This is a genomic window from Desulfosporosinus sp. OT (assembly GCF_000224515.1).
Taxonomy (GTDB): Bacteria; Bacillota; Desulfitobacteriia; order Desulfitobacteriales; family Desulfitobacteriaceae; genus Desulfosporosinus.
Genome location: NZ_AGAF01000278.1, coordinates 21,508 through 42,993, shown reverse-complemented (window position 1 = coordinate 42,993; position 21,486 = coordinate 21,508). Strand labels below are relative to the sequence as shown.

22 protein-coding genes, 1 pseudogene and 1 riboswitch are annotated in these 21,486 nt (G+C 40.5%); of the genes and pseudogenes, 14 read left to right on the top strand and 9 right to left on the bottom strand.

Annotation, left to right across the window (positions count from 1 at the left end):
• Nucleotides 1–32 precede the first annotated feature (32 nt).
• A complete protein-coding gene (locus tag DOT_RS27000) occupies nt 33–785 on the bottom strand; it encodes a TIGR03915 family putative DNA repair protein (RefSeq protein WP_009624825.1) in 753 nt (250 codons plus the stop codon).
• Nucleotides 764–2,065, bottom strand: a complete 1,302-nt coding sequence (locus DOT_RS26995) for a putative DNA modification/repair radical SAM protein (protein WP_040413566.1) — start codon at nt 2,063–2,065, stop codon at nt 764–766. The genes DOT_RS27000 and DOT_RS26995 overlap by 22 nt, the downstream gene beginning before the upstream one ends.
• 329 nt (nt 2,066–2,394) lie before the next feature.
• Between DOT_RS26995 and DOT_RS26990 the strand changes: the two genes are divergently transcribed.
• From DOT_RS26990 to DOT_RS26955, 8 genes are all read left to right on the top strand, one after another.
• Nucleotides 2,395–3,687 (top strand): DUF3298 and DUF4163 domain-containing protein, encoded by a 1,293-nt coding sequence (locus DOT_RS26990; RefSeq protein WP_009624823.1) that lies wholly within the window; start codon nt 2,395–2,397, stop codon nt 3,685–3,687.
• A 225-nt stretch (nt 3,688–3,912) separates the two neighbouring features.
• Nucleotides 3,913–4,611, top strand: coding sequence for a hypothetical protein (locus tag DOT_RS26985; RefSeq protein WP_040413555.1), 699 nt, complete (start codon nt 3,913–3,915; stop codon nt 4,609–4,611).
• A 166-nt stretch (nt 4,612–4,777) separates the two neighbouring features.
• Nucleotides 4,778–5,638 (top strand): DMT family transporter, encoded by an 861-nt coding sequence (locus DOT_RS26980; RefSeq protein WP_009624821.1) that lies wholly within the window; start codon nt 4,778–4,780, stop codon nt 5,636–5,638.
• 103 nt (nt 5,639–5,741) lie between these two features.
• A riboswitch (glycine riboswitch) is annotated at nt 5,742–5,841 on the top strand.
• A 185-nt stretch (nt 5,842–6,026) separates the two neighbouring features.
• Nucleotides 6,027–7,409, top strand: a complete 1,383-nt coding sequence (gene lpdA, locus DOT_RS26975) for a dihydrolipoyl dehydrogenase (RefSeq protein WP_009624820.1) — start codon at nt 6,027–6,029, stop codon at nt 7,407–7,409.
• Between the two features lie 361 nt (nt 7,410–7,770).
• On the top strand, nt 7,771–8,199 hold the full coding sequence (locus tag DOT_RS26970) for a DUF2695 domain-containing protein (protein ID WP_009624819.1): 429 nt from the start codon (nt 7,771–7,773) through the stop codon (nt 8,197–8,199).
• A 294-nt stretch (nt 8,200–8,493) separates the two neighbouring features.
• The gene (mutT, locus tag DOT_RS26965) at nt 8,494–8,922 is read left to right on the top strand and encodes an 8-oxo-dGTP diphosphatase MutT (RefSeq protein ID WP_009624817.1); all 429 of its coding nucleotides are present in this window, start codon (nt 8,494–8,496) and stop codon (nt 8,920–8,922) included.
• A 156-nt stretch (nt 8,923–9,078) separates the two neighbouring features.
• Nucleotides 9,079–9,798, top strand: a complete 720-nt coding sequence (locus DOT_RS26960) for a DUF169 domain-containing protein (protein ID WP_009624816.1) — start codon at nt 9,079–9,081, stop codon at nt 9,796–9,798.
• A 148-nt stretch (nt 9,799–9,946) separates the two neighbouring features.
• Complete coding sequence (locus tag DOT_RS26955; RefSeq protein WP_009624815.1) at nt 9,947–10,390, top strand: MarR family transcriptional regulator; 444 nt, start codon at nt 9,947–9,949, stop codon at nt 10,388–10,390.
• A gap of 53 nt (nt 10,391–10,443) precedes the next feature.
• Here the strand turns inward: DOT_RS26955 and DOT_RS32605 are convergent, their stop codons facing one another.
• From DOT_RS32605 to DOT_RS32595, 3 genes and pseudogenes are all read right to left on the bottom strand, one after another.
• Nucleotides 10,444–11,064, bottom strand: coding sequence for a CBS domain-containing protein (locus DOT_RS32605; protein WP_009624814.1), 621 nt, complete (start codon nt 11,062–11,064; stop codon nt 10,444–10,446).
• 18 nt (nt 11,065–11,082) lie between these two features.
• Nucleotides 11,083–11,208, bottom strand: a pseudogene (locus tag DOT_RS32860) (osmoprotectant); the annotation flags it as partial.
• On the bottom strand, nt 11,205–11,426 hold the full coding sequence (locus DOT_RS32595; RefSeq protein WP_009624813.1) for an ATP-binding cassette domain-containing protein: 222 nt from the start codon (nt 11,424–11,426) through the stop codon (nt 11,205–11,207). The gene DOT_RS32595 and the pseudogene DOT_RS32860, both read right to left, overlap by 4 nt.
• Before the next feature lie 481 nt (nt 11,427–11,907).
• Here DOT_RS32595 and DOT_RS26945 point away from each other — a divergent pair, with 481 nt between their 5' ends.
• Complete coding sequence (locus DOT_RS26945) at nt 11,908–12,087, top strand: transcriptional regulator (protein WP_009624812.1); 180 nt, start codon at nt 11,908–11,910, stop codon at nt 12,085–12,087.
• Nucleotides 12,088–12,091: 4 nt separating this feature from the next.
• Here DOT_RS26945 and DOT_RS30060 read toward each other — a convergent pair whose 3' ends face one another.
• The 4 genes from DOT_RS30060 to DOT_RS26930 all read right to left on the bottom strand — a co-directional run bounded on the left by DOT_RS30060 (nt 12,092) and on the right by DOT_RS26930 (nt 14,965).
• The gene (locus tag DOT_RS30060) at nt 12,092–12,250 is read right to left on the bottom strand and encodes a hypothetical protein (RefSeq protein ID WP_009624811.1); all 159 of its coding nucleotides are present in this window, start codon (nt 12,248–12,250) and stop codon (nt 12,092–12,094) included.
• Nucleotides 12,251–12,414: 164 nt separating this feature from the next.
• Complete coding sequence (locus tag DOT_RS26940) at nt 12,415–13,140, bottom strand: MIP/aquaporin family protein (RefSeq protein WP_009624809.1); 726 nt, start codon at nt 13,138–13,140, stop codon at nt 12,415–12,417.
• Between the two features lie 532 nt (nt 13,141–13,672).
• Nucleotides 13,673–14,623, bottom strand: coding sequence for a magnesium transporter CorA family protein (locus DOT_RS26935; RefSeq protein ID WP_009624808.1), 951 nt, complete (start codon nt 14,621–14,623; stop codon nt 13,673–13,675).
• Between the two features lie 39 nt (nt 14,624–14,662).
• Nucleotides 14,663–14,965: a EutN/CcmL family microcompartment protein gene (locus DOT_RS26930; protein WP_009624807.1), complete on the bottom strand. Its 303-nt coding sequence runs from the start codon at nt 14,963–14,965 to the stop codon at nt 14,663–14,665.
• A gap of 521 nt (nt 14,966–15,486) precedes the next feature.
• Between DOT_RS26930 and DOT_RS26925 the strand changes: the two genes are divergently transcribed.
• The 5 genes from DOT_RS26925 to DOT_RS26905 all read left to right on the top strand — a co-directional run bounded on the left by DOT_RS26925 (nt 15,487) and on the right by DOT_RS26905 (nt 21,473).
• A complete protein-coding gene (locus DOT_RS26925) occupies nt 15,487–16,698 on the top strand; it encodes a PocR ligand-binding domain-containing protein (protein WP_242833928.1) in 1,212 nt (403 codons plus the stop codon).
• 20 nt (nt 16,699–16,718) lie between these two features.
• Nucleotides 16,719–18,338: a response regulator gene (locus DOT_RS26920; protein ID WP_009624805.1), complete on the top strand. Its 1,620-nt coding sequence runs from the start codon at nt 16,719–16,721 to the stop codon at nt 18,336–18,338.
• A gap of 349 nt (nt 18,339–18,687) precedes the next feature.
• Nucleotides 18,688–18,972, top strand: a complete 285-nt coding sequence (gene pduA / locus DOT_RS26915; protein ID WP_242833927.1) for a propanediol utilization microcompartment protein PduA — start codon at nt 18,688–18,690, stop codon at nt 18,970–18,972.
• Between the two features lie 21 nt (nt 18,973–18,993).
• Nucleotides 18,994–19,782, top strand: a complete 789-nt coding sequence (pduB, locus tag DOT_RS26910) for a propanediol utilization microcompartment protein PduB (RefSeq protein WP_009624803.1) — start codon at nt 18,994–18,996, stop codon at nt 19,780–19,782.
• 20 nt (nt 19,783–19,802) lie between these two features.
• On the top strand, nt 19,803–21,473 hold the full coding sequence (locus DOT_RS26905) for a propanediol/glycerol family dehydratase large subunit (RefSeq protein ID WP_009624802.1): 1,671 nt from the start codon (nt 19,803–19,805) through the stop codon (nt 21,471–21,473).
• Nucleotides 21,474–21,486: the final 13 nt, after the last annotated feature.

The window sequence follows — 21,486 nt, the reverse complement described above, 5'->3', positions numbered from 1 at the left end:
CTTCTTGCTTCATATCTTTTTGCTGAATTGAGTTAGTCGTGCATCAATTCAGTCATTTGCCCCCAATACCGTTTGGGCATCAGAGTCATACGACACCGGGGGTTATTCCTGCCTTCAATGGCAACTGTTGTGTAGAATTGCTTCCATAAGCGGCGGTACTCAACTTCAGTAGCATCGACCTCTGGCAACGTTAACTCATCAACCGATATCAGTTCTGCTTTCTGTGACCGATAAACTAAGGCCATACTGTTGGTTTTATCATAAATCATAAACGCTTCGTTACGAAATCGATCACAAAAATGGAGTGATAAAAGAGGCAACACAAAGTTTTTAGGTTCGATCACCGCCACAAGCGCCTCACCATAAACAGAAAACCGCACAAATCCTTTGAATTTATGGCTTTCTGAGGTTAAGTGGTGGACAGCTTTTTGCAGGGCACATACCGTATCATTCGTGAGCATTGTCATGACCTGGCTCCCATACGTAAACCCTAAACGCAGGAATTGATAGATTAGTAATTCTTTGTGTGGAGCACACGTTAAAAAGCCGAGTTTGACTAACTCCTGTGCTTGAGAGGAAATTCTCGCCGGAATCGAGTTAAAAACCCTGTCTGCCTTATGCTCGTCCGACTCAATCCATTTCGCTGTATCGAAAAGGCTCTGCTGTACACCTGGGGGTCGGATAACGCTGGGAATTTCCTTTTGAGCATAGCTTTCAAAAACGCAACATAACAGTCCTACAAAACTACCATCATAAGCGTAGATTAAATCTGTCCTGTCAGGCATTGCTGCACATCCTCTCTTGTGATGAAAGGTTCATTAAAAAGTGACAGCTGTTCAGGATAAGGTGACGGCAGCAAGTACTGATTGGCCATAAGCGCTCTGATGGCTCCATCTGACGTTATTTTTAAACCGTCTAGGATCTTTCCCTTACAGGTAATAAAATACTGAGCGCGTTTCAGGACAATGCCCATCTTTTTTAGTCCGGAAAAATCAATCGAACTACTTTTTCTGGCTGTAAGAATACGCCGGGCACCGGTCACTCCGATTCCTGGCACTCGTAAAAGCATCTCATAGGGTGCTTTGTTAATCTCGAGAGGAAACTGCTCCAAGTGATTGAGAGCCCAATTGCACTTGGGATCAACCTGTAAATTAAAATTAGGATGCTGCTCATCAAGCAGTTCTTTGGCCTCAAAGCCGTAAAAGCGCAAGAGCCAGTCGGCCTGATAAAGTCGATGTTCACGCAAGAGCGGTGGTTTAGTATTCACAGAAGGCAGCAGTGAATGCTCAGCTACCGGCATATAAGCAGAGAAAAAGACTCTTTTCAGATGATATTTTTTATAAAGTCCTTCGGTAAGGGTTATTATCTTATGGTCTGTATCAGGAGTCGCTCCCACAATGAGCTGGGTACTCTGTCCAGCCGGTACAAACTTGGAAGCATGACGGAATTTCACTAGATCAGTACTACTTTCCTGGATCTTAGTACTAATCAGTCCCATCGGACGCAAGATAGACTCTTTCGTCTTGTTCGGCGCTAAAAGTTTTAAACTCTCCTGAGAGGGTAGTTCAATGTTGATACTCATCCGATCGGCTAATAGTCCCAAGCGCGTAATTAACTCGCTATCGGCTCCAGGTATGGCCTTGACATGAATATAACCGCCAAAATGGTAAACATTACGCAACAACTCCAGAGACTTAATCATTTGCTCAATAGTATTGTTAGGGCTTTTAATCACCCCGGAACTGAGAAATAAACCTTCTATATAGTTACGTCGATAGAAGTTTATCGTCAGTTCCGCTAGCTCTGAAGGCGTAAATCCAACTCTGAGAGTATCGTTAGACACACGGTTAACACAGTATTTGCAATCAAAAATGCAGACATTCGTCATCAGTACTTTTAGTAAAGAGATGCACCGCCCATCGGCCGAAAAACTATGACAAATGCCAGCTTTGACCGCATTACCAATACTGCCCAGCTTGCCATTCCGGTCTACGCCGCTGGATGTACAGGCCACATCATATTTAGCTGAGTCTGACAAGATGGTCAATTTATCATAAATATCAATAATCAACACCGCCTACTTAGCAACTAACTAATACTATATTATGAAACGTATGTTCTTGTCAAAGGGCAAAAAGCGAACATTTGTCAGACTGGTATTTTTAACAACTAGTGAAATTAACATGCCAACGAGGCAATTAAAGAATTGAGAGAGAGGAGAGGTTGCTTTTAGGTGAAAAAATGAAAAACAGTATTAGAAGATCCGGATTTGTGATATAAGTAATGCAGGGTGCAGTTTGCTTAGAAATGTCAACCATCTATTCTCTTAAAATATAAATATAAATATAAATGAAAATGAAATGAAAAGAGCAGCAAGCGAAAGAGGGGAGAACTATGCGAAAGAAATGGTCTTTTCAAATCAATATACTGGTAGTGTTAGTGACGTTTGGGCTCATGCTTACCGGATGTGGTACGCCCCAAAAAGAACAAACGCAAAATATTGCAGCTGAAAACAAAAATACAGGATCAGTCGCCATAGAGCGCAAGGTGCATTCGGAAACGCTCCGTGATGATCGAGATGGGACTGCGTTACTGGACTTAAAAATAACCTATCCCCAAATAAAAAATCCCAAAAATCTCGGCAGTATCACCAAAATTAATGAATACTATGGCAAACAACTGGATGATTTTATGAGCGATATTCTTGCTCAAGGGTTAGAAATTGCTAGAGAAGATAAAGAAGCAGCCCAAAGTGGTGGTTATGAGTTTCGTCCTCATGCCTATGAACGAAGTGCCGAAGTTTATTATAATGGGCACAATCTACTCTCAATTTTAAGCCTACAGTATGAAAATACTGGTGGTGCACATCCCAATTCAGTCTGGCTTTCCGAAACATTTGACGTCAAGACCGGAAAAAAATTAGCACTTAACGATATATTAGGCGGAAGCAGAGAAGAAGCCCTGACCCGAGTTTATCAGACGGTCCTTGACAAAATTAAAGCAACCGAAGGGACAGACGACTTTGTTTATCAGGACGGCTATTCGGAGAATATTCGAAAAAACTATGCTGAAGATGACTTTATCTTGACTGACAACAGCGTAACGTTTTACTATCAGCCATATGCTATTGCGGCTTATGCGGCAGGTTTCCCATTATTTGAACTTCCCTATAATCAGATAAAAACGCCTGGCTTAACCATTTCGGAACTTCCTAAAAATCAACTTGAAAACGAACTTTATGACCAAGCAGGCAAGCTTATTGATCGTAATAAGGAAGCGTATTTTAATATGTTTGGATTATCCATGCTTAAAATGGAAATTCCAGAAGAAAGAGCCGTGGATAAGGTTCTGTTCCCAGTAACTGATGAACGCTTTGTAAACTTTGCTGATTTTGAACAATTCGTGAAAGGTACTTATATTCAGAGCGAAGCCGACTCCTTGTTGAACAATGGGAAGTATCATAATGTTAACGGTAAAGTGTATGGAGATATGAGCAAAGACGCTAGTGTGGGCTATTATGTTAACTGGAATGACTATAGATATGAACTTGAGGATATGACCGAAAGATCCGCAACACTCAATATTTTGACGACAGACAATTCACCGGCAGGTCAAAAAGATATTAGTATTAACGTTAAGATGCATAAAGAAAATAGTAACTGGTTATTAGAAAAAATGATTTATTAGAGGCTATAGCAAGGAGTCTAAACCTATCATCACAATGGTTTGGGCTATCGTCATTTGTGATATGGATTTTCGTCCACCTATTCGAAAATAAATGTTCCAACAATAAATATGAGAATTAATTTGTGTTCTTGGAAGGAATAACGATAAAGTTGTAGAATGCTACCTATAGCTCGTTTAAAAAATAAGTGTTGCAAAGTTTAGAAAAATAATATGTTTGGAGTAATTATGAAAAAGAATTTTCTAAAAGTTATAGGTAGTATAGTTATAATTGTTGGCTTGGGGGGCTTTTGGGGTTACAATAAATATTTCAAGCCTGACCCTGTAATCCAACAAGAGCTTAATAGCCAGTTTGGGGCAGACTTTTTTAGCTCATTTGATCATATAGAAGATGCGAATAATTTGGGAGCAATTAATGATAATACACAACCAAACAGTGACGAAGCAGCAAATGGTGACCAGAAATCAAGTGATAATGAATTACCGAGTGATCTGGAGTCAATTGGTAATTCCTCAGCGAAGAGTAGTGATCCCAAAATAACAACACCAACGACTGAGAATGAAAATAATGCTCTGGGACAGATTACTGAAGACAAAATCGCTCTGAAATATAAGCCTCAGTTTAATTATTTGCAGAATGTGGCCTTGAGCCGCTTAGATACCCTATATTCAGCGGCAATCCAGGAGTATTTGCAGCGCAGTAAAGCTGGCACTTTGAACCGTTCAGAATTAGCCCAAAAATATATCCAAGCCGGAACCATGCTTGAGGCTAACGTCGACAGCCAATTTAACAGTACCTTAAATGCGATGCAGGCGGACCTGATAGCTAATAATCTTCCCACCGATATTGTGAATGTTACTGAGAGTGAATATAAAAAAGCTAAGTCCAATAAACGATCACAGCTTTTGGCCAAAGTCCGCAAATAATGATTCGGTGGAAGACATAGCTTGTAATGTTACATACAACGTCCTCCGGAAGTTATAAATCGTTGATCCAAAGTTTCAGAAATAGGCTAGTTCATCAGAAGGGTTGGGTAACCAGCCCTTTTTCTGTGTGTTATATAGTGAAAAATAAACTCTTAAGGAGGTCATTATGACAAATCTTTCGAAGGAAAGACCAAGGGCCTTACTACTTTTAGCTGGCACAGCAACGATGTGGAGTCTTGGGGGATTACTTATTAAATCTGTCAATGCGAGCCCCCTATCTATCGCAGGTTCGAGAAGCGCTATTGCTGTGGTTTTATTACTGCTAGTCCTCAAAAAACCTAAACTTACATGGTCTGTTGCTCAAATCGGGGCTGCTCTGGCCTATGCCGCCACTTCGATGTTGTTTGTTACCGCGACTAAAACAACTACCGCTGCAAACGCTGTTCTACTTCAATTTACGGCACCAATCTATGTCGCAATCTTTAGCTCATGGCTGTTGAAAGAAAAGACGAAGTTACTGGACTGGATAACAGTTTTTCTTGTAATGGGTGGTATGGTCTTATTTTTTCTTGATAATTTAAGTACAAAAAGTATTTTAGGGAATGGAATAGCTGCTGCAAGCGGTGTAAGTTTTGCATTTTTTATTATGTTCATGAGGATGCAAAAGGATGGGTCTCCGTTAGAATCTGTTTTACTAGGCAATGTTTTCACTGCAGCAATCGGTCTTCCATTTTTGGCTTGGTCTGCACCGGATGCAACAGGATGGTTATTTTTGGTCATCTTGGGGGTTGTTCAGCTGGGGATTCCCTACATTTTATTTTCACGGGCCATCAAGCATGCGACAGCATTGGAAGCAATTCTTATACCAGTAATTGAACCTCTCTTGAACCCAGTCTGGGTATTCCTAATATTAGGCGAGGCCCCAGGGCTATTAGCTATAATAGGTGGCTTCATCGTACTTTCAGCGATTACTGTGCGCTGTGTTATGGCGACAATGCTATCTCCAGCAAAAGAAGTAAGTACTTAAATCGCCTACTCACTTTTCTATTTGACTGTCTGACTAAAAAGGTATACTATATGTATAGCTTTCAGGAATTTATCATTGAATAAATGGAATATATAAGGTCCGGATGACTATATCGGGAGAGACCTTGTTTAGGCGCCGAAGGAGAAATTCCCCTGTTCGCAACGGGGGAGGAAGCTCTCAGGCAAAAGTACCGATATGAGACGGAGCTCTGGAGAGTTTCTCTTAATGAGAACACCAAAGGGGAAGGACTTAATGAAGTCTAATCTCTCAGGTTAAAGGACAGAGGAGTGCGTAAAGTGCACCCTCTGTTTTTTTATTTCTAATTAGAAAGTTAAACTTATGATTCCATATTGAGGTAAGCCTGTATAGGACTAGAGGAGGTAATGCAATGAAACATTTCCAAATAGCATTTTTAGGTGGAGGTCCGGGGGGGTATGTTGGCGCATTGCGGGCGGCACAACTTGGCCTGTCGGTAGCGCTAGTAGAGACTGACCGGGTTGGTGGTACCTGTTTAAACCGCGGATGTATTCCCACTAAGACACTAGTAAAAAGTGCAGAGGTTTTACGGGAAATCCAACGGGCAGAAGAATTCGGTATCTCAGTCGAAGCACCCGTTGTGGATTTTGCTCAGGTTATGGCTCGCAAAGATAATATTGTCAGCACTTTGTTGGGTGGTATTGGTAAGCTTTTGAAGGAATCAAACGTTCAGATTATAGAGGGCTTTGGAGAATTTAAGCAACCCGGTTGCCTGGAGGTTAAAACTAAAAACGGGAGCGAAATAATTACTGCGGATCACATTGTTTTGGCTACTGGCTCGGTTCCAATCCGAATCCCGATACCCGGTGCCGATTTACCCGGAGTTATAACCAGTGATGAAATACTTACGGACACCTCATTGCCTGAACAGTTAGTTATCATCGGCGGAGGTGTGATCGGCTTAGAGTTTGCCTCTATTTATCAGGCCTTTGGTGTTAAGGTAACCGTGGTAGAGATGTTACCAAGTATTCTCCCAAATGGGGACGAAGAGGTTTCCAAACGCTTAATTCCACTATTAAAACGTTCCGGCATTGATATTTTAACCAAGACTGCTGTTAAAGAGATTCGAAATGAAGATCGTTTGGTTATAGTGGTCGAAGACAACAAAGGATCCCGAGAAATCCTAGCAAATAAGGTCCTGTTAGCTACCGGTCGCAGACCGAATTTACAAGGGATTGATGTGGAGGGGTTGGGTCTTCAAACCGAGCGGGGAGCAATTGTAGTAAATCGCCAAATGCAGACGAATCTTCCGAATGTCTATGCTATTGGAGATGTCGTTGGTGGAATTATGCTTGCCCATGTCGCCTCGACGGAAGGTATTATTGCGGTTGAACATATAGCGGGTCACAGCGTAGAAATGGACTACAGAGCGATCCCCAGTGTTAGCTTTACCCATCCAGAAGTTGCCACAGTGGGGATAACTGAACAAGAGCTTAAGACAAAGGGTACCAAATACAAGGTGAGTAAATTTCCCTATAGCGCGAATGGGATGGCTCTGGCGCTAGGAGAGTCTATTGGGAACGTTAAACTGTTGACTGATGAACAAGGTGTTATTCTTGGGGCGAGCATTTTGGGTTTTCAGGCCAGTACTCTTATTCACGAATTAGCTTTGGCAGTTGAGATGAAACTCTTGGGGAAAGATTTAGCACACATGGTACATGCTCATCCTACATTGTCGGAAATTATCATGGAGGCTGCTCACGGAATAGATGGAAAGCCATTACATTTAGCCTAGTTATCTTAAAATACAACAAAAGAACACAATGATCCGTGAAAAATATCTTGTATTTTACGTTAGACCACATTATTACGCATAATGTACAAGAGGCAACAAAAATCACTTAGATCATGCCCTTGTCAGATACAATGAGCTCCGAAGCGAGCTGCTGAATGACGTCTCGGAATACCCTTCCCAAACCTAAGCAGTCGGCAGATTGCTTAGGTTTGGATAATGATAGTTTTATAACCTAAAGTTGACAATCAAATCAATGGATTCAAGTTTACTTCATGTATTAAAGGTTATCGAAAGGGAATCATTAAATGAAGAAGGGTAAACATTCGCACATCATCATCGATGAAAAGAGGGGGCAATTGCCATGACACTAGGTCATGCTAAAAGAACGGCTAATAGGGATAAAAGAAGAGAACGAGAAGAGCTAAACCCTGATAACGAGGTCTTAAAGGACAAAAAATTAATTAAAGATGAAGTTAAGCGAAGGCTTGTCTCCGGAGTACAATCAACAACATTAGAGTATGATTCTCTCTTTAATTATGAGAAGGCAAGTTTAAATAAGAATGCTGATCTATTAAGCCTGCTTTTTGAGAGAATGTTTTTTTATAGGTTGAATGAGAGACTTTCAGGACTAGCATGTGATCATACCTTCCGCTTGAGTGAGCAGATTCTAACGCAGATGCAGTTTAACCGAGGAAAAATAAACGAAATATTAGAGGTTTTTAAGAAAAATGGTGGGCATTGTGATTGTGAGGTTATATACAATGTTGAGAGTCAGCTAATTGGAAAATAAATTATAGAAATTTCCACAGTATTTTCATAGAGCCATAGTTGTTAATCTTGCAAGTAACAAATTGACGCGTTGTAATAACAGAGTATAATCAAATATAAAGAACATTGTGTCTATAACCTCGCATTGCATTCAACATTTCGAAAATAGATGTAATAAGCTTGATGAGCGTGGATCAAAGAATGGAAAGGTAACCTAAATAAAGGGAACAAATAATAAACATTGATCCAGCAAAATTGCTATGAATGATTGCATAGGTATTATTACCAAGAATTAAAATAAAGGATTTAATCATTTATGAAGGAAGTAACGGCTGCAATTATCTTAAAGAATAACAAGGTGCTAATTGCCCAACGAGCCCCTAGTGATAAATTAGCGGGTAAATGGGAGTTCCCCGGTGGCAAAATTGAACTTGGCGAGACTCCTCAGGAGTGCTTAAAGCGAGAAATTAAAGAAGAACTAGATGTTGACATAGCAGTTTTAAATTTCTTTGGTGAAAGCATCTTTGCATATCCTAGCGGAACAATTAAGCTGATGGCTTTCTGGTGCAAGTGGATATCAGATGAAGTTACTTTAAAAGTGCACAGCCAAATCGTTTGGGTTAATCGGCATGAGTTAGGCCTATATGACTTTGCCCCAGCGGATATTCCCCTTGTGGAAAAGCTTAAAAGCAGTCATGAGTTTGAAGTGGAATGGACTTCCTCAATGATCAAGAACAATCTTTGATAAGATGCGTCTGCATTGCTCGAGATGATGATGAATAACAAATTTCACGTCAGCACTGATTAATATCTTGACAAATATAGTTGCTATATCTATTATTGATACAACTACATTCTCTTAGCATAAGAGATACTAAACTATGAGAGAGGAAGTGTTGAGGTGAAAAGTAAGATTGCCAATTCAATTAAGCTTAAAACAAAACCAGTTGCCGTCTTTCGAACAGATGTAAAGCCTGAGGGAGCGCTACAATTTCTGGAGGGAAAGTGGGGCTGCGTGACCTCAATGTTAAATGCTGTCGCAACTAAGGGTCGCAGCGCAGTGTTTGACGCTAAAACAACTGGATGTCAGGGTGGAGCAGTGGGTCTAGGCTATAAACAATTCGAATTGGGTTTCATGGAGTATTTCTTGTCTACCGGTGGGGTAGGTGGCAAGGAAGGTGAATTCTACAAGAAAAATCCTGAGCTAGCCGCGAAGTTTTTAACAGGATTACCGATAGTCACCCCCAAGACGTATATTGTATTTAAACCTTTGGAAGAATTAGTTGCAGGGGAAATACCTGAAGTTGTCATTTTTCTAGCCAATGCTGATCAACTATCCGCGCTAATGTGGTTCGCTAATTACGATAAACCTACCCAAGACAACGTTATGATTAATTTTGGTGCTGGTTGCCATCAGTCCGTACTTTACGCTCTAGAACAAGTGGAGGCTGAGAATCCAAAGTGCATTATCGGTCTGACCGATCCTTCAGCACGTAAATTCATTGACAAGGATATCCTTTCCTTTAGTATCCCATTTAAGCGCTTTTTGGAGCTGGAAGAGCAAGTGGAAGAAAGCTTTTTAACGAAGGAAACGTGGCTGAAGATTGCGGAAAGGATCTAACTAGCGAGGAAAGAGGCTATCCCTTTAGTTTTTGAGGGGATAGCCTTTAGTACGATGTGTATGCTAGTTGTTATTTATGCTATTATTAGTCATTGGACGTTTGCCTATGAAGAGGGTATATATGAGGAAGGTATAGAAGAAGGTATATATGAAAGATTTTAATATTAATGATTCTTTAGGTTTTATAGTTGCTAAAACAAACTATTATATGAAGTCTTATTTTAGCAAGTTAATTAAAGACAACGATTTGAACATAACAACAGAACAATGGGCAATCCTAAACGCTGTGTATCACAATCCAGGGGCATCACAAACTGACTTAGCTCGGGCATGTCTTAAAGATAAAACAAATGTAACGAGGATCTTGGATTTGTTAGTAAAAAAAGGATATGTTGTTAGAAATATCGATATAAATGATCGCAGGATTTATAGCATAACTCTCACGGATTTAGGCGAAAGTGTCCTTGAGCAACTTATCGGTATTTCAGACAATGCAAATAAAGCGTGCATCTCTGATTTGAATAAAGAGGACTATTTAGAGCTTGTTCGTACATTAAAAACAATAACCAGCTCGCTGGAAAAACGATTTTAATAGGTAGTTAAAGTTCTAATTTCAACGATATAAGAAACAATAAGGAGGAAAAATCAATAAATCCTGCAAGAATGGCGCTCCTTGCAGGATTTATTATCAGCAGTAACAACTGGCAGATAAGCCACACCATACTTGCTCATTAATTCGATAGCCTCAGCCAGAGATTTTCCCAGTTCGATGCGTGGCGTGTCCATAAGAACAATATCCTTCAAAACCAGATTCTCTGCTTGGAAATTTTGTTGTATCTCCCAAATTCGAACAGTCCCAATGAAGTTGGGCCCATCTACAACCAGTAGGCTATCAACCCTATGGGTCTGCATGATTTTTACTGAAGCAGCAAGTCCTCTGTTTGGTCCTGCGGTCACTGCCTTTACCATAACTTCTTCCAAATCAGGTAAAATACCCGCTTGATCTAGGCGTTTCTCTCCGATAAAAGATTGTACAAATTCATTAGCAGGATGTCTCAATATTTGTTCTGGTGCTGCTATTTGAACAATCCTACCGGAATGCATGATACAGATTTTGTCGGCAATTTTCAGTGCTTCATCCATGTCATGAGTGACAAAGATTTCTTGTTGTAGTCTGATCAGTTCATCTTGCAGTTGTTCACGACTGATTGGATCTAAAGCGCTGAAAGGCTCATCCATCGGGATTATTGGTGGTTCAGCGGCCATCGCCCGGATAACTCCAACACGTTGTTGTTGACCACCGCTAAGTTCAGATGGGTATCGATCCCTATATACCTTCGGATTCAGACCTACTAATTCAAGTAGCTCATCAACCCGCTTGAGGTATTTCCCTTTTTCCCATTTTTTCAGTTTAGGAACCAGCGCGACTTCTCTCCAATGGTCATATGATGTAAAAGACCGATCTGTTGAATGACATAACCAATATTACGCCGTAATTCCACTGGGTCCTGGGTATTAATGTTTTGTCTATCGACCCAAATCTCACCTTTAGTTGGCTCTATCAAACGGTTGATCATTTTCATAGTCGTAGTTTTACCACAACCACTAGGCCCGATCAGAACAAACAATTCTCCTTTTTCGATTTTGAAGTTTAGGTCATCTATGGCATGAAATCCATCTGCATAGATCTTAGAAATATTTTTAAATTTCGATCAAAACTTTCTCCTTCTTCCAATTTTTCGTGATGTAACAAGTATGAGGATTCATCAACCTTATTAACATGATTTATTGCAAGATAGAAATGCGGTAATCACTCAATTGCATAATAATGGGGCAAGCTACTTCTACAGCCCTCAAAGTCAAAAACGACCTGATGGACGCTATCAGGTCGTTTTATAGGATGCCGGAACGTTTTCTTTTTCTGTACTCTGACTCAATAAATATGATAAAATGTTCGTTGGAAAATGATATTTGATTCTGTATCAAGATCAAGGATCAGTCGGTATATGTTGACTATATCGTAGATTCCGGGCAGGGTTACGGGTGGCTGGTGTAGTAGATTTTGCTACACACTAAAATAAATTAAGAGTTTGAAAGGAATGACTAGTTATGAGTAGTAAAGAAGATGTACTGAAAGCAATGAGAGAAGCAGGTAAACCTGTAAGTGCAGGTGAAGTTGAGAAATTAACGGGATTAGACCGTAAAGAAATTGATAAAGCCTTTAAAGAATTGAAAAAGGAAAATTCAATTACCTCGCCTGTACGATGCAAATGGGAACCCGCTAACTAATATCCTATCTCTTCATCCAAACAGCTCGAGAGTTCAGGTTTAATTCTTCAGCCAGAGTAGCACAAGTAGTGTCTTGTCGCAAGGCCTCGACCATTCCGGTTTTCACCACCGCACCAATAATTAAGAGTTCCTGGGGAAGAGCCATAATTTTTTTATCCGGCATCGGGACCACCTCTTCTTGTTTTTTAATGGTTTATCAAATTCCCAACAGCCTTATTTAGTTAAAGTGAGGCATAAACCTGAAGAGTGGCTTTACATAACAAATCCTGCAAGGATAGCACTCCTCGCAGGATTTGTTATTAGTGTTGGACTATTAACTGATAAGCATTAGAGAATGCCAATACCCTTCGCTAAAGCAAAGGCTACCGCTCCGCCGATCATTGGTCCGACAATAGGGACCCATGAATACGCCCAATCAGAATCGCCCTTGCCAGCAATGGGGCAGATGAAATGAGCAATGCGGGGACCTAAGTCACGAGCAGGGTTCATAGCATATCCTGTAGGACCACCCAGGCATGCACCTAATCCGAAAATTAAAAGGCCGACCATAAAAGGACCATATCCAGGGGTCATAGACCCAACCTTTGCTGAAAAAATTGCAAAAACTCCGAAAATCAACATAACTGTAGCAATAGCTTCGAAGAATAAATTTTGACCATAATTTCTAACTGCGGGAGAAGTGCAGAATACACCTAATTTTGTGGCCTTATCGTCTGTAAGCTCCCAGTGTCCGCGGAAGAGCAACCAAGTAATGCAACCACCGACAATGCCACCCGCTATTTGTAAAATCATAATTACAAGGGCGTCTGATACTGAATAGACACCGTTTAAGACTTTGGCAAAGGTTACCGCTGGGTTAAGATCACCTTGGGCTCCACAGGCTATTGCAACAAAAATCCCCATCATCACCCCAATGGCCCAACCAGCGATGATATTCACCCAGCCAGCACCTTCAGCTTTTGATTTTGCTAGGCAAGAGTTTGCGACTACGCCATTTCCAAAAATAATAAGTGTCGCTGTCCCAAGAAATTCTCCTAAAAATGGAGTTACCATTACATAACCCTCCTCTTATTTTCTACCTACCTCTGCGTATTAACAAGTTTTAGGTTATCTTACCTAAACTGTCGTGATACAGGTTTTAAAAACTTAATATAAACGCTCCTTTCTCTAATATCTGGAATTTGCTATTCTCAATAGTCTGAATTAAGGCCTATAAATATCTTACCAGAAATCTAGGCAACGACTTCTATATAAAATTGCCTGCATATATTACATTATTGCCTTCCTAAAACTAATTGTTTTTTTGCATATATCCATAATGTACTGGAACTATGATAATCACTGTTAAAATAGGAGATATTTGTCTTTGTCTAGATACATTCATTTAACCGTTAATGCCAAGTTGAACTTTTAAGGCATTTTGTAGGACTTGTAAGAAATTGACGTTGTTTACTCTGCAATAGTGTTTAACCATGCGGGGAGCGTTAGAGTTTTCTTGAAAAATTATTCAAATAGTAAAAAAGTGGACCAAAGCCTATGATCTTAGGACATTGGACCACCTTTTGTACAAAAATTAGAAGGGGTATCATAACATTCCTTTTCTTCGTAGAATAATACCCACAGTACCACTTGTAATAAGGGCGAACATAAGAACCAGCCAATATCCTATTTCTGTACCCTGCCAAGGTACCTTGAGCGTCATGCTCCAAAAACTTGAAATCAAAGTTGGAATGGCTAATATAATAGTTACAGAAGCTAAAAACTTCATGATCTGGTTTAAATTATTGTTTATGACAGAAGAAAATGCATCCATCATACTACTCATTATGTCACTGTAGGTCTGAGCTAATTCCAAAGCTCGCTTATTTTCTATAATAACGCTTTCCAAAACATCTTCATCTTCTTCATGCATCTCCAGTAAATATCGCATCTGTGGGTCAGATCGCATGCGGAGAATTGTTTCTGCTACGATCACATTGCCACGTAGAGCTGCGGTAAAGTAGGTTAAGCCTTTTTCAAGATCAAGAAGTTGGAAAACTTCTTGATTATTTGTTGATTTACGTAGGCAAAACTCAATCTCATCTGTTCGTTGGCGAATATGACGAATAAATTTTAAAAAGACGGTATCGGCATGATACAAGATTTGAAAGAAGAATTGGGTCCTTTTAGTGGTATCGAATAAAAACCTACTGCCTTTGTTGCTATCTGGAAGTACTTGTATCCGGCTTTCACTGATGGTTATGGTCAATTCTGGTGTTAAAATAATACTGAGTGGGCTGGTCTCATATCGATCATCACTATGAGAAACTGGAACATTAATAATGACAAGAATACACTTTTTGCCCAAAATAATTCTAGGGCTGTCATCTTCGTCAACTGCAAAACGAAAAAAATGCTCCGGTATCTGAGCTGTAGCTGATATTTGGATGATTTCTTCGGGTGTTGGGTTGACTAGTTTAACCCAAACTCCTTTACTTAAGGGATCCCATGTTACTTCCTGGAGCCTACTTTCTAGCGTTTTGTATGCTGTTAGCATAAAATTCTCCTTCTGAAAACTAACTTTGTTGTTAAAACATTATCCTTTCTGTACCCAATATTGTGCTTTGGAAAGACCCTCAAGGTCTATATTCTCCACAATTCCGACGATCGCTGCGTCGACAGCACTATTTTCATTTCCGGTTACATGTCGAGCAGAACTTCCAGTGCATACTAATACAGTTTCGCCTTTGCCTGCACCTACAGTATCTACGGCAACCTGCAAACTGATGGTATTCATACCATCTAAATTCAACGGTTGAACCACTAAGAGTTTACTACCAATTAAACTTTCACTCTTAGTAGGGGCTACAACAGTTCCTACCACCTTGCCAAGCCACATGAAAATCCCCCCTATAATACAAAAATAGTAAACCTAGTTTCAACGGTCTGTACAATTTCTCTTTTGACTAAGGTTATTTGACGAATTATACAAATATCCTTTGCATAATTTTGTGCCAACATAGGCTATTGTTGTTCTGTTGCATAAATTATGACTCTCTGTTTAAAAATTTATAGTTACTTTAGAAGGCTAATATATTATAACCATTATTAAACTATACAAAGACAGTTTGATTTAATAATAGAGTTGGCAAAGGGAAAAGCTATACCATTAATTAAGCATCAATTAATTAGAACTGGATAATCTAAGAATTCCAAGAGAGAAAAGGAAATACGAAAAGGAAATAAGAGAAGAAGAAATGAATAATAATTATTTGCTGTAATATTGAATATAATTGCTGCTTACAGGAAATAGTCTGTGAATGATTCACACAATAATCTATCATTGAAGAAAAGTGGGAATAGCGTGATACATTTGTAAAAACTCAATGGCGTTTACGAGGGGGGAGTCAATTGGAAGCAGTGAGTCGATTTAACTTAGGCGAAATTGTGGACATCGATGTTTTACAAGAAATCCAGGTTAAGTTTTCGGAAGCAACTGGCTTGGCAGCAGTAATTGTCGATGCTGGGGGAAACCCGATTACGAAACCGAGTAACTTTACAAAAATTTGTACCTATATTCGATCTTTTCCCCAGGGGCTATTTAAATGTGTTGGCTGTGACAATCGTGCAGGTCGCATGGCTATGGAGAAGCAAAAGCCTTTTGTGTATCTTTGTCATAGTGGATTAACAGATTTAGCGGCCCCCATTATTGTGCAAAACCAATATATCGGTGCTTTTCTTGCTGGGCAAGTTGTTTTGGCAAAAGAGGATTATGATGCCAAAGCGGAAATGATTCGGCGTTTGTCTGGTTTAGGTATGGAGACGGAGGTTTTAGCAGAGCTCTTTGATGTCATTGAAGTTGTGCCAGAAAAGAGACTTAAAGCTGCAGCTGATCTCATTTATATTATGTCAAATTATATTGTGGAAATAGGAGTTGTCAATATTGTTCAGCAACAGCTCGTGGAGGAGTTAAAAGCCAAAGCTGACTTGGAAGCCACGTTGCATGTTACCGAATTAAAAGCGTTGCAAGCTCAGGTCAATCCCCACTTTCTATTCAATACATTAAACACCATTGCTCGTTTGGCCCTATTGGAAGGTGCTGGTAAAACTCAGGAAATCGTCTATGCCTTATCTGACTTGGTCCGGGAAAATTTACGCGATATTGACGTTCCCCGAACCTTAGAAGAAGAAGTGAAATCTGCCAAAGACTATCTAACGATCCAAAAGGTGCGTTTTGGGGATCGCATTCAATCATTTATTGACATAGATCCCAAAATAATGAGGATAATGATTCCTGCTCTAACCCTTCAGCCTTTGATCGAAAATGCTATTATTCACGGACTGGAAAAAAAGGTAGAAGGAGGGCAAATCTATATTAGTGGACGGATCGAAGGAGAGGAGATTGTGATCAGTGTGAGGGATACCGGTGTTGGAGTACAAATGGAACACATTCAGAGCATCTTCAGTGCGGGAAAACGGACGAAAACTCATGGGCATACAACAGGTCTAGGAATTATTAATGTTCATAAACGGATTCAACATCATTTTGGTCCTAAATACGGTCTGGAGATGGAAAGTGAAGTGGGTGAAGGCACCAGCAGCCACATTCGTCTTCCCTACAGTCAGTCATAAAATGTACAAGGAGTATAACAATGTATCGATTGTTGATTGCAGATGACGAACAATTAGAACGCCAAGCACTTCAATTTATTATCCAGACAAATTTCCCGGAAATTGAGGTAGTCGGCGATACTGGGGATGGCGCAAGTGCTGTTCGTATTGCCCTGAGCGAAAAACCAGATATTGTGTTGATGGATATTCGCATGCCGGGAATGGACGGTTTGGAAGCGGCTAAGAGTATCCTGGATGGGCTTCCTAATACGAGTGTTCTCATGCTTACCGCTATGGACGATTTTAGTAGCGCCAAGCAGGCCCTAACAATAGGTGCTGTGGCATATTTGTTAAAACCTGTGCGCACTAATGAATTAGTGCGCACTTTACGGACTATCACAGATAAGATAAACGAGTTGAAGTTGAAACAAGAAGAAGAAGCACTCTTACGTGAAAATATAGAAAAAGCCAAACCATTTATTCAGATGTCTTTTGTACATGATTTGGTCTCTGGTAATATTTCGGATCTAAAACAATTTACGGAGCAATCAAGATTTCTAGGGATGCCAGTTGATCCTGGGGTTGCCTTAGTTGTTGATATCGATAATTTTAAACAACTTACTTCCAGTAATAGCGAACTGGAAAAGCAAATGCTCAAGCAGCGAGTCTATCAGCTGATTTGCAATGTTGTGGGCGAGAATGGTATAGTAACTCCCTTTAGCAGTGATAATTTGATTATATTATTAGGATTTAAGGAAGTAGTGGAACAAGACCTTATCAAGGCTGTTGTTTGGAATATTGCAACGAATATAAGAGACTGTATTCTTCAGAACATGAATGTCAGTATAACGGTTGGAATTGGTCGTTATTACGTTAATCCATTGGATATGCAAAAGTCTTACCGTGAAGCCATAAATGCCCAGCGTCAGAGATTTTATCTTGGGGATAGTCAAATTATTCATGTTGAAGATGTACCTCATTTAAGTACAGGACCCTTTAATTATCCTTTTCATGACGAGCGGACAGTACTAGATAAGGTACGTTGTGGGGATAGAAACCAAGCCAAACTGGCTTTGAAAGAGTTATTGGAGGCAATATTTGCGAGTAAAGCGAGCATTGAGACGGTGAAGGCTTGTGTGCTTGAGTTATTGATCGTCTTATCTCGAGCGGCAGTAGAAGGTGGTGCTAATTTAGACCAGCTTACTTTATTGAATTTCAACTCCATTAATGTCTTAATAGGGTGCTGCAACAAAGAACAGGTGGAAAAGTGGATGTTGGAATCCTTGGATTGCGTTATGGACAATATGTTAGAAAATAGGAGTAGTGTTAATATTCGGGTTATAAATAAAGCGTGTGAATATATAGCAGAAAATTGCCATAAAAACATTTCATTAGAAGAGGTCGCCCAAACTGTGCATTTAAGCCGTTTTTACTTTAGCCGCTTATTTAAGCAGGAAAAAGGTTGTAACTTTGTGGATTACATTTCGAATGTTCGAATTGATAGGGCTAAATTGCTTTTGAAAAATACCGATTACAATGGAGTACGTATTGCTGCAGAGGTAGGTTATCAAGATGCTAGTTATTTTAGTCGTGTATTTCGCCAAGCGACAGACATGACACCTAATCAGTATCGTAATAAGGCGCGTCAAAAGGAAGACTAGCAAACAACGTAAATTTTTATGATTGTAATGTCGTATAAGCGTGAAAAGGACTGTGCTCAAACAGTCCTTTTTTGCTTTTTTAATTAAAAAACTTGGGCAAGAGAATGCAAAAATGAACTGATAAATCGAAATGAATCATTTTTGTCCAGGGACATCTCAGACTAAGACCGCAAATAATTCCATTGGGTAAGCAATATTTGCTGATGGTAAAACGTAAAGAAAAGGCTAATATTTAGACAAGTCAAAAATTTAACATTGATTTTCTTAAAACCAGATGAGGAATTCAGGGGGGATTCTTATTGCAGCTAAGGATTTCTGAAAAATTCAATTTAAGTGAAGAGAGGTATGGATCATGAGCGAGGCCTTAGGAATGATTGAAACAAAGGGACTTATCGGGGCTATTGAAGCAGCTGATGCGATGGTCAAGGCTGCTAATGTCGAACTAATGGGCTATGAAAAAATTGGTTCCGGTTTGGTGACGGTTATGGTTCGGGGTGATGTTGGTGCTATAAAGGCGGCAACAGATGCTGGTGCCGCTGCTGCTCGCAATGTGGGCGAAGTTGTTTCCATTCACGTTATCCCTCGTCCCCATGCGGATGTGGAAAAAATTCTACCCAAGTTAAATAGACAATAATTAGGAGGTGGACAATATATTATGCAAGATCAATTAATTGATAAGGTCATGGATGAAATTAAAAAGCGTATGGAAAGCCAAACTCCTGTCGAAACGGTAGTGGAAAAGCCAAAAGCTCCTACAAACATTGGCCTGACTGAGTTTGTCGGCACCGCAATTGGTGATACCATCGGATTGGTAATTGCTAATGTTGATCCCATGTTGCATGAAATGATGAAGATAGACCCTAAATATCGTTCGATTGGTATCCTTGGTGCTCGTACAGGAGCAGGTCCTCATATTATGGCGGCTGATGAAGCTGTTAAGGCAACGAATACAGAAATTCTAAGCATTGAATTACCACGCGACACTAAAGGCGGAGCAGGACACGGTTGTTTGATCCTTTTCGGAGCTGAAGAAGTTTCAGACGCTCGCAGAGCAATTGAAGTAGCCCTGAAAGAGCTGGATCGTACCTTTGGTGATGTTTATGCCAATGATGCTGGTCATCTTGAACTTCAGTATACTGCACGGGCAAGTATTGCTGTCAATAAAGCCTTCGGCGCACCAGTCGGTAAAGCCTTTGGATTGATTGTCGGAGCTCCTGCAGCCATCGGCGTACTGATGTCCGATGTTGCAGTGAAAACTGCCAACGTTGAATTGGTCGGATATGGAAGTCCTGGAGGAGGCAGTCATTCTAATGAAGTCATTATTATGATTACTGGAGACTCTGGGGCAGTGCGTCAATCGGTCTTAGCAGCAAAAGATGTCGGTCTAAAATTGCTGGAAGCAATGGGTGGCTCGGCTCCATCAGTAACAACACCATATATCTAAAAGGAGGGAGGGGCGAAATAATGAAAAGATCAAAACGTTTTGAGGTATTGGCTGAACGCCCTGTCAATCAGGATGGTTTCGTAGAGGAATGGCCAGAGGTAGGTATGATAGCCATGGGTAGCCCCAATGATCCGGAACCGAGTATTAAAATTGAAAACGGGAAAATCGTGGAAATGGACGGGGTATCACGTAGTAACTTTGACTTTATTGAACAGTTTATTGCAGATTATGCCATTGACGTTACAGTAGCTGAAAAGTCTATGGCTATGGATAGTACCGATATCGCTAAGATGCTGGTCGATATTAATGTATCGAGAGATGAAATAGTAAACCTTGTACGTGGCTTAACAGCAGCTAAACTAGTGTCTGTATTCAACACTATGAATGTTGTCGAAATGATGATGGCCATGCAAAAAATGAGGGCTCGTAAGATTCCTTCTAATCAGTGCCATATTACCAACGTTAAGGACAATCCAGTCTTGATTGCTGCTGACGGAGCGGAAGCATCCTTGCGTGGATTTGATGAAATGGAAACGACAGTCGCCGTCGTCCGGTATGCCCCCTTCAATGCCCTGGCGCTGCTGATTGGTGGTCAAACTGGTCGAGGTGGCACATTGATTCAGTGTGCGCTGGAAGAAGCGACTGAACTGGAACTTGGAATGCGTGGTATTACTGCCTATGCGGAAACAATTTCTGTCTACGGTACAGAAAATGTGTTCGTTGACGGTGATGATACACCTTGGTCAAAAGGATTTCTCGCTTCGGCCTATGCCTCACGAGGTCTGAAAATGAGATTTACGTCTGGTACCGGCTCAGAAGTGCAGATGGGTTATGCCGAAGGTAAATCCATGTTGTATTTAGAAATTCGTTGTATTATGGTCGCCAGGGGTGCTGGAGCTCAGGGATTGCAAAACGGATCTGTAAGTTGTATCGGTATACCGGCAGCTGTTCCATCAGGTATTCGGGCGGTGTTGGCAGAAAATCTTTGCACCACCATGCTGGATTTGGAAGTTGCTTCGAGCAATGACCAGACCTTTACTCACTCCGACATTCGTCGTACTGCTCGTACGTTAATGCAAATGCTCCCCGGTACTGATTTTATTTGCTCCGGTTTTGGTGGCATTCCCAACGCCGATAATATGTTTGCTGGTTCAAACTGGGATGTTGACGACTATGACGATTGGAATATCATTCAGCGTGACTTGAAAGTGGATGGCGGATTACGCCCAATATCTGAAGAACAAGCGATTGCTGTTCGTAATAAAGCTGCCCGCGCGTTGCAAGCAGTGTTTAAAGACCTCGGTTTCCCGGAAATCACGGATGAAGAAGTCGAAGCCGCAACCTATGCCCATGGTAGTAACGATATGCCAGAACGTAATGTTGTTGAAGATATTAAAGCTGCTCAAGAACTGATGAGTCGCGGCATCACGGGCTTAGACATTGTTAAAGCCTTGGCTAATAATGGGTTCAGTGATTTGGCGGACAATGTCCTCAATCTTTTGAAACAACGTATTTCAGGAGATTATCTCCACACATCAGCTATTCTCGATAAAAACTTTAACGTTATCAGTGCAGTTAATAGTCGGAATAACTATCGTGGGCCAGGAACTGGTTATCGCATGAGTGACGAACGTTGGGATGAAATTAAAACCATAAGACAGGCCATTAAACCGTCTGACTTTGACGTTTGATTTAGGAAGAGAG

Excerpts from the sequence above, each read along its gene's own strand:
- DOT_RS27000 (WP_009624825.1), bottom strand. The coding sequence starts at position 785 with ATGCCTGACAGGACAGATTTAATCTACGCTTATGATGGTAGTTTTGTA.
- mutT (WP_009624817.1), top strand. The coding sequence starts at position 8,494 with ATGAAGGAAGTAACGGCTGCAATTATCTTAAAGAATAACAAGGTGCTA.
- DOT_RS26985 (WP_040413555.1), top strand. The coding sequence starts at position 3,913 with ATGAAAAAGAATTTTCTAAAAGTTATAGGTAGTATAGTTATAATTGTT.
- pduB (WP_009624803.1), top strand. The coding sequence starts at position 18,994 with ATGCAAGATCAATTAATTGATAAGGTCATGGATGAAATTAAAAAGCGT.
- DOT_RS26940 (WP_009624809.1), bottom strand. The coding sequence starts at position 13,140 with ATGGTAACTCCATTTTTAGGAGAATTTCTTGGGACAGCGACACTTATT.
- DOT_RS26920 (WP_009624805.1), top strand. The coding sequence starts at position 16,719 with ATGTATCGATTGTTGATTGCAGATGACGAACAATTAGAACGCCAAGCA.
- DOT_RS26930 (WP_009624807.1), bottom strand. The coding sequence starts at position 14,965 with ATGTGGCTTGGCAAGGTGGTAGGAACTGTTGTAGCCCCTACTAAGAGT.
- DOT_RS26955 (WP_009624815.1), top strand. The coding sequence starts at position 9,947 with ATGAAAGATTTTAATATTAATGATTCTTTAGGTTTTATAGTTGCTAAA.
- DOT_RS26935 (WP_009624808.1), bottom strand. The coding sequence starts at position 14,623 with ATGCTAACAGCATACAAAACGCTAGAAAGTAGGCTCCAGGAAGTAACA.
- lpdA (WP_009624820.1), top strand. The coding sequence starts at position 6,027 with ATGAAACATTTCCAAATAGCATTTTTAGGTGGAGGTCCGGGGGGGTAT.
- DOT_RS26980 (WP_009624821.1), top strand. The coding sequence starts at position 4,778 with ATGACAAATCTTTCGAAGGAAAGACCAAGGGCCTTACTACTTTTAGCT.
- DOT_RS26905 (WP_009624802.1), top strand. The coding sequence starts at position 19,803 with ATGAAAAGATCAAAACGTTTTGAGGTATTGGCTGAACGCCCTGTCAAT.
- DOT_RS26945 (WP_009624812.1), top strand. The coding sequence starts at position 11,908 with ATGAGTAGTAAAGAAGATGTACTGAAAGCAATGAGAGAAGCAGGTAAA.
- DOT_RS32605 (WP_009624814.1), bottom strand. The coding sequence starts at position 11,064 with ATGGCCGCTGAACCACCAATAATCCCGATGGATGAGCCTTTCAGCGCT.
- DOT_RS30060 (WP_009624811.1), bottom strand. The coding sequence starts at position 12,250 with ATGCCGGATAAAAAAATTATGGCTCTTCCCCAGGAACTCTTAATTATT.
- DOT_RS26990 (WP_009624823.1), top strand. The coding sequence starts at position 2,395 with ATGCGAAAGAAATGGTCTTTTCAAATCAATATACTGGTAGTGTTAGTG.
- DOT_RS26970 (WP_009624819.1), top strand. The coding sequence starts at position 7,771 with ATGACACTAGGTCATGCTAAAAGAACGGCTAATAGGGATAAAAGAAGA.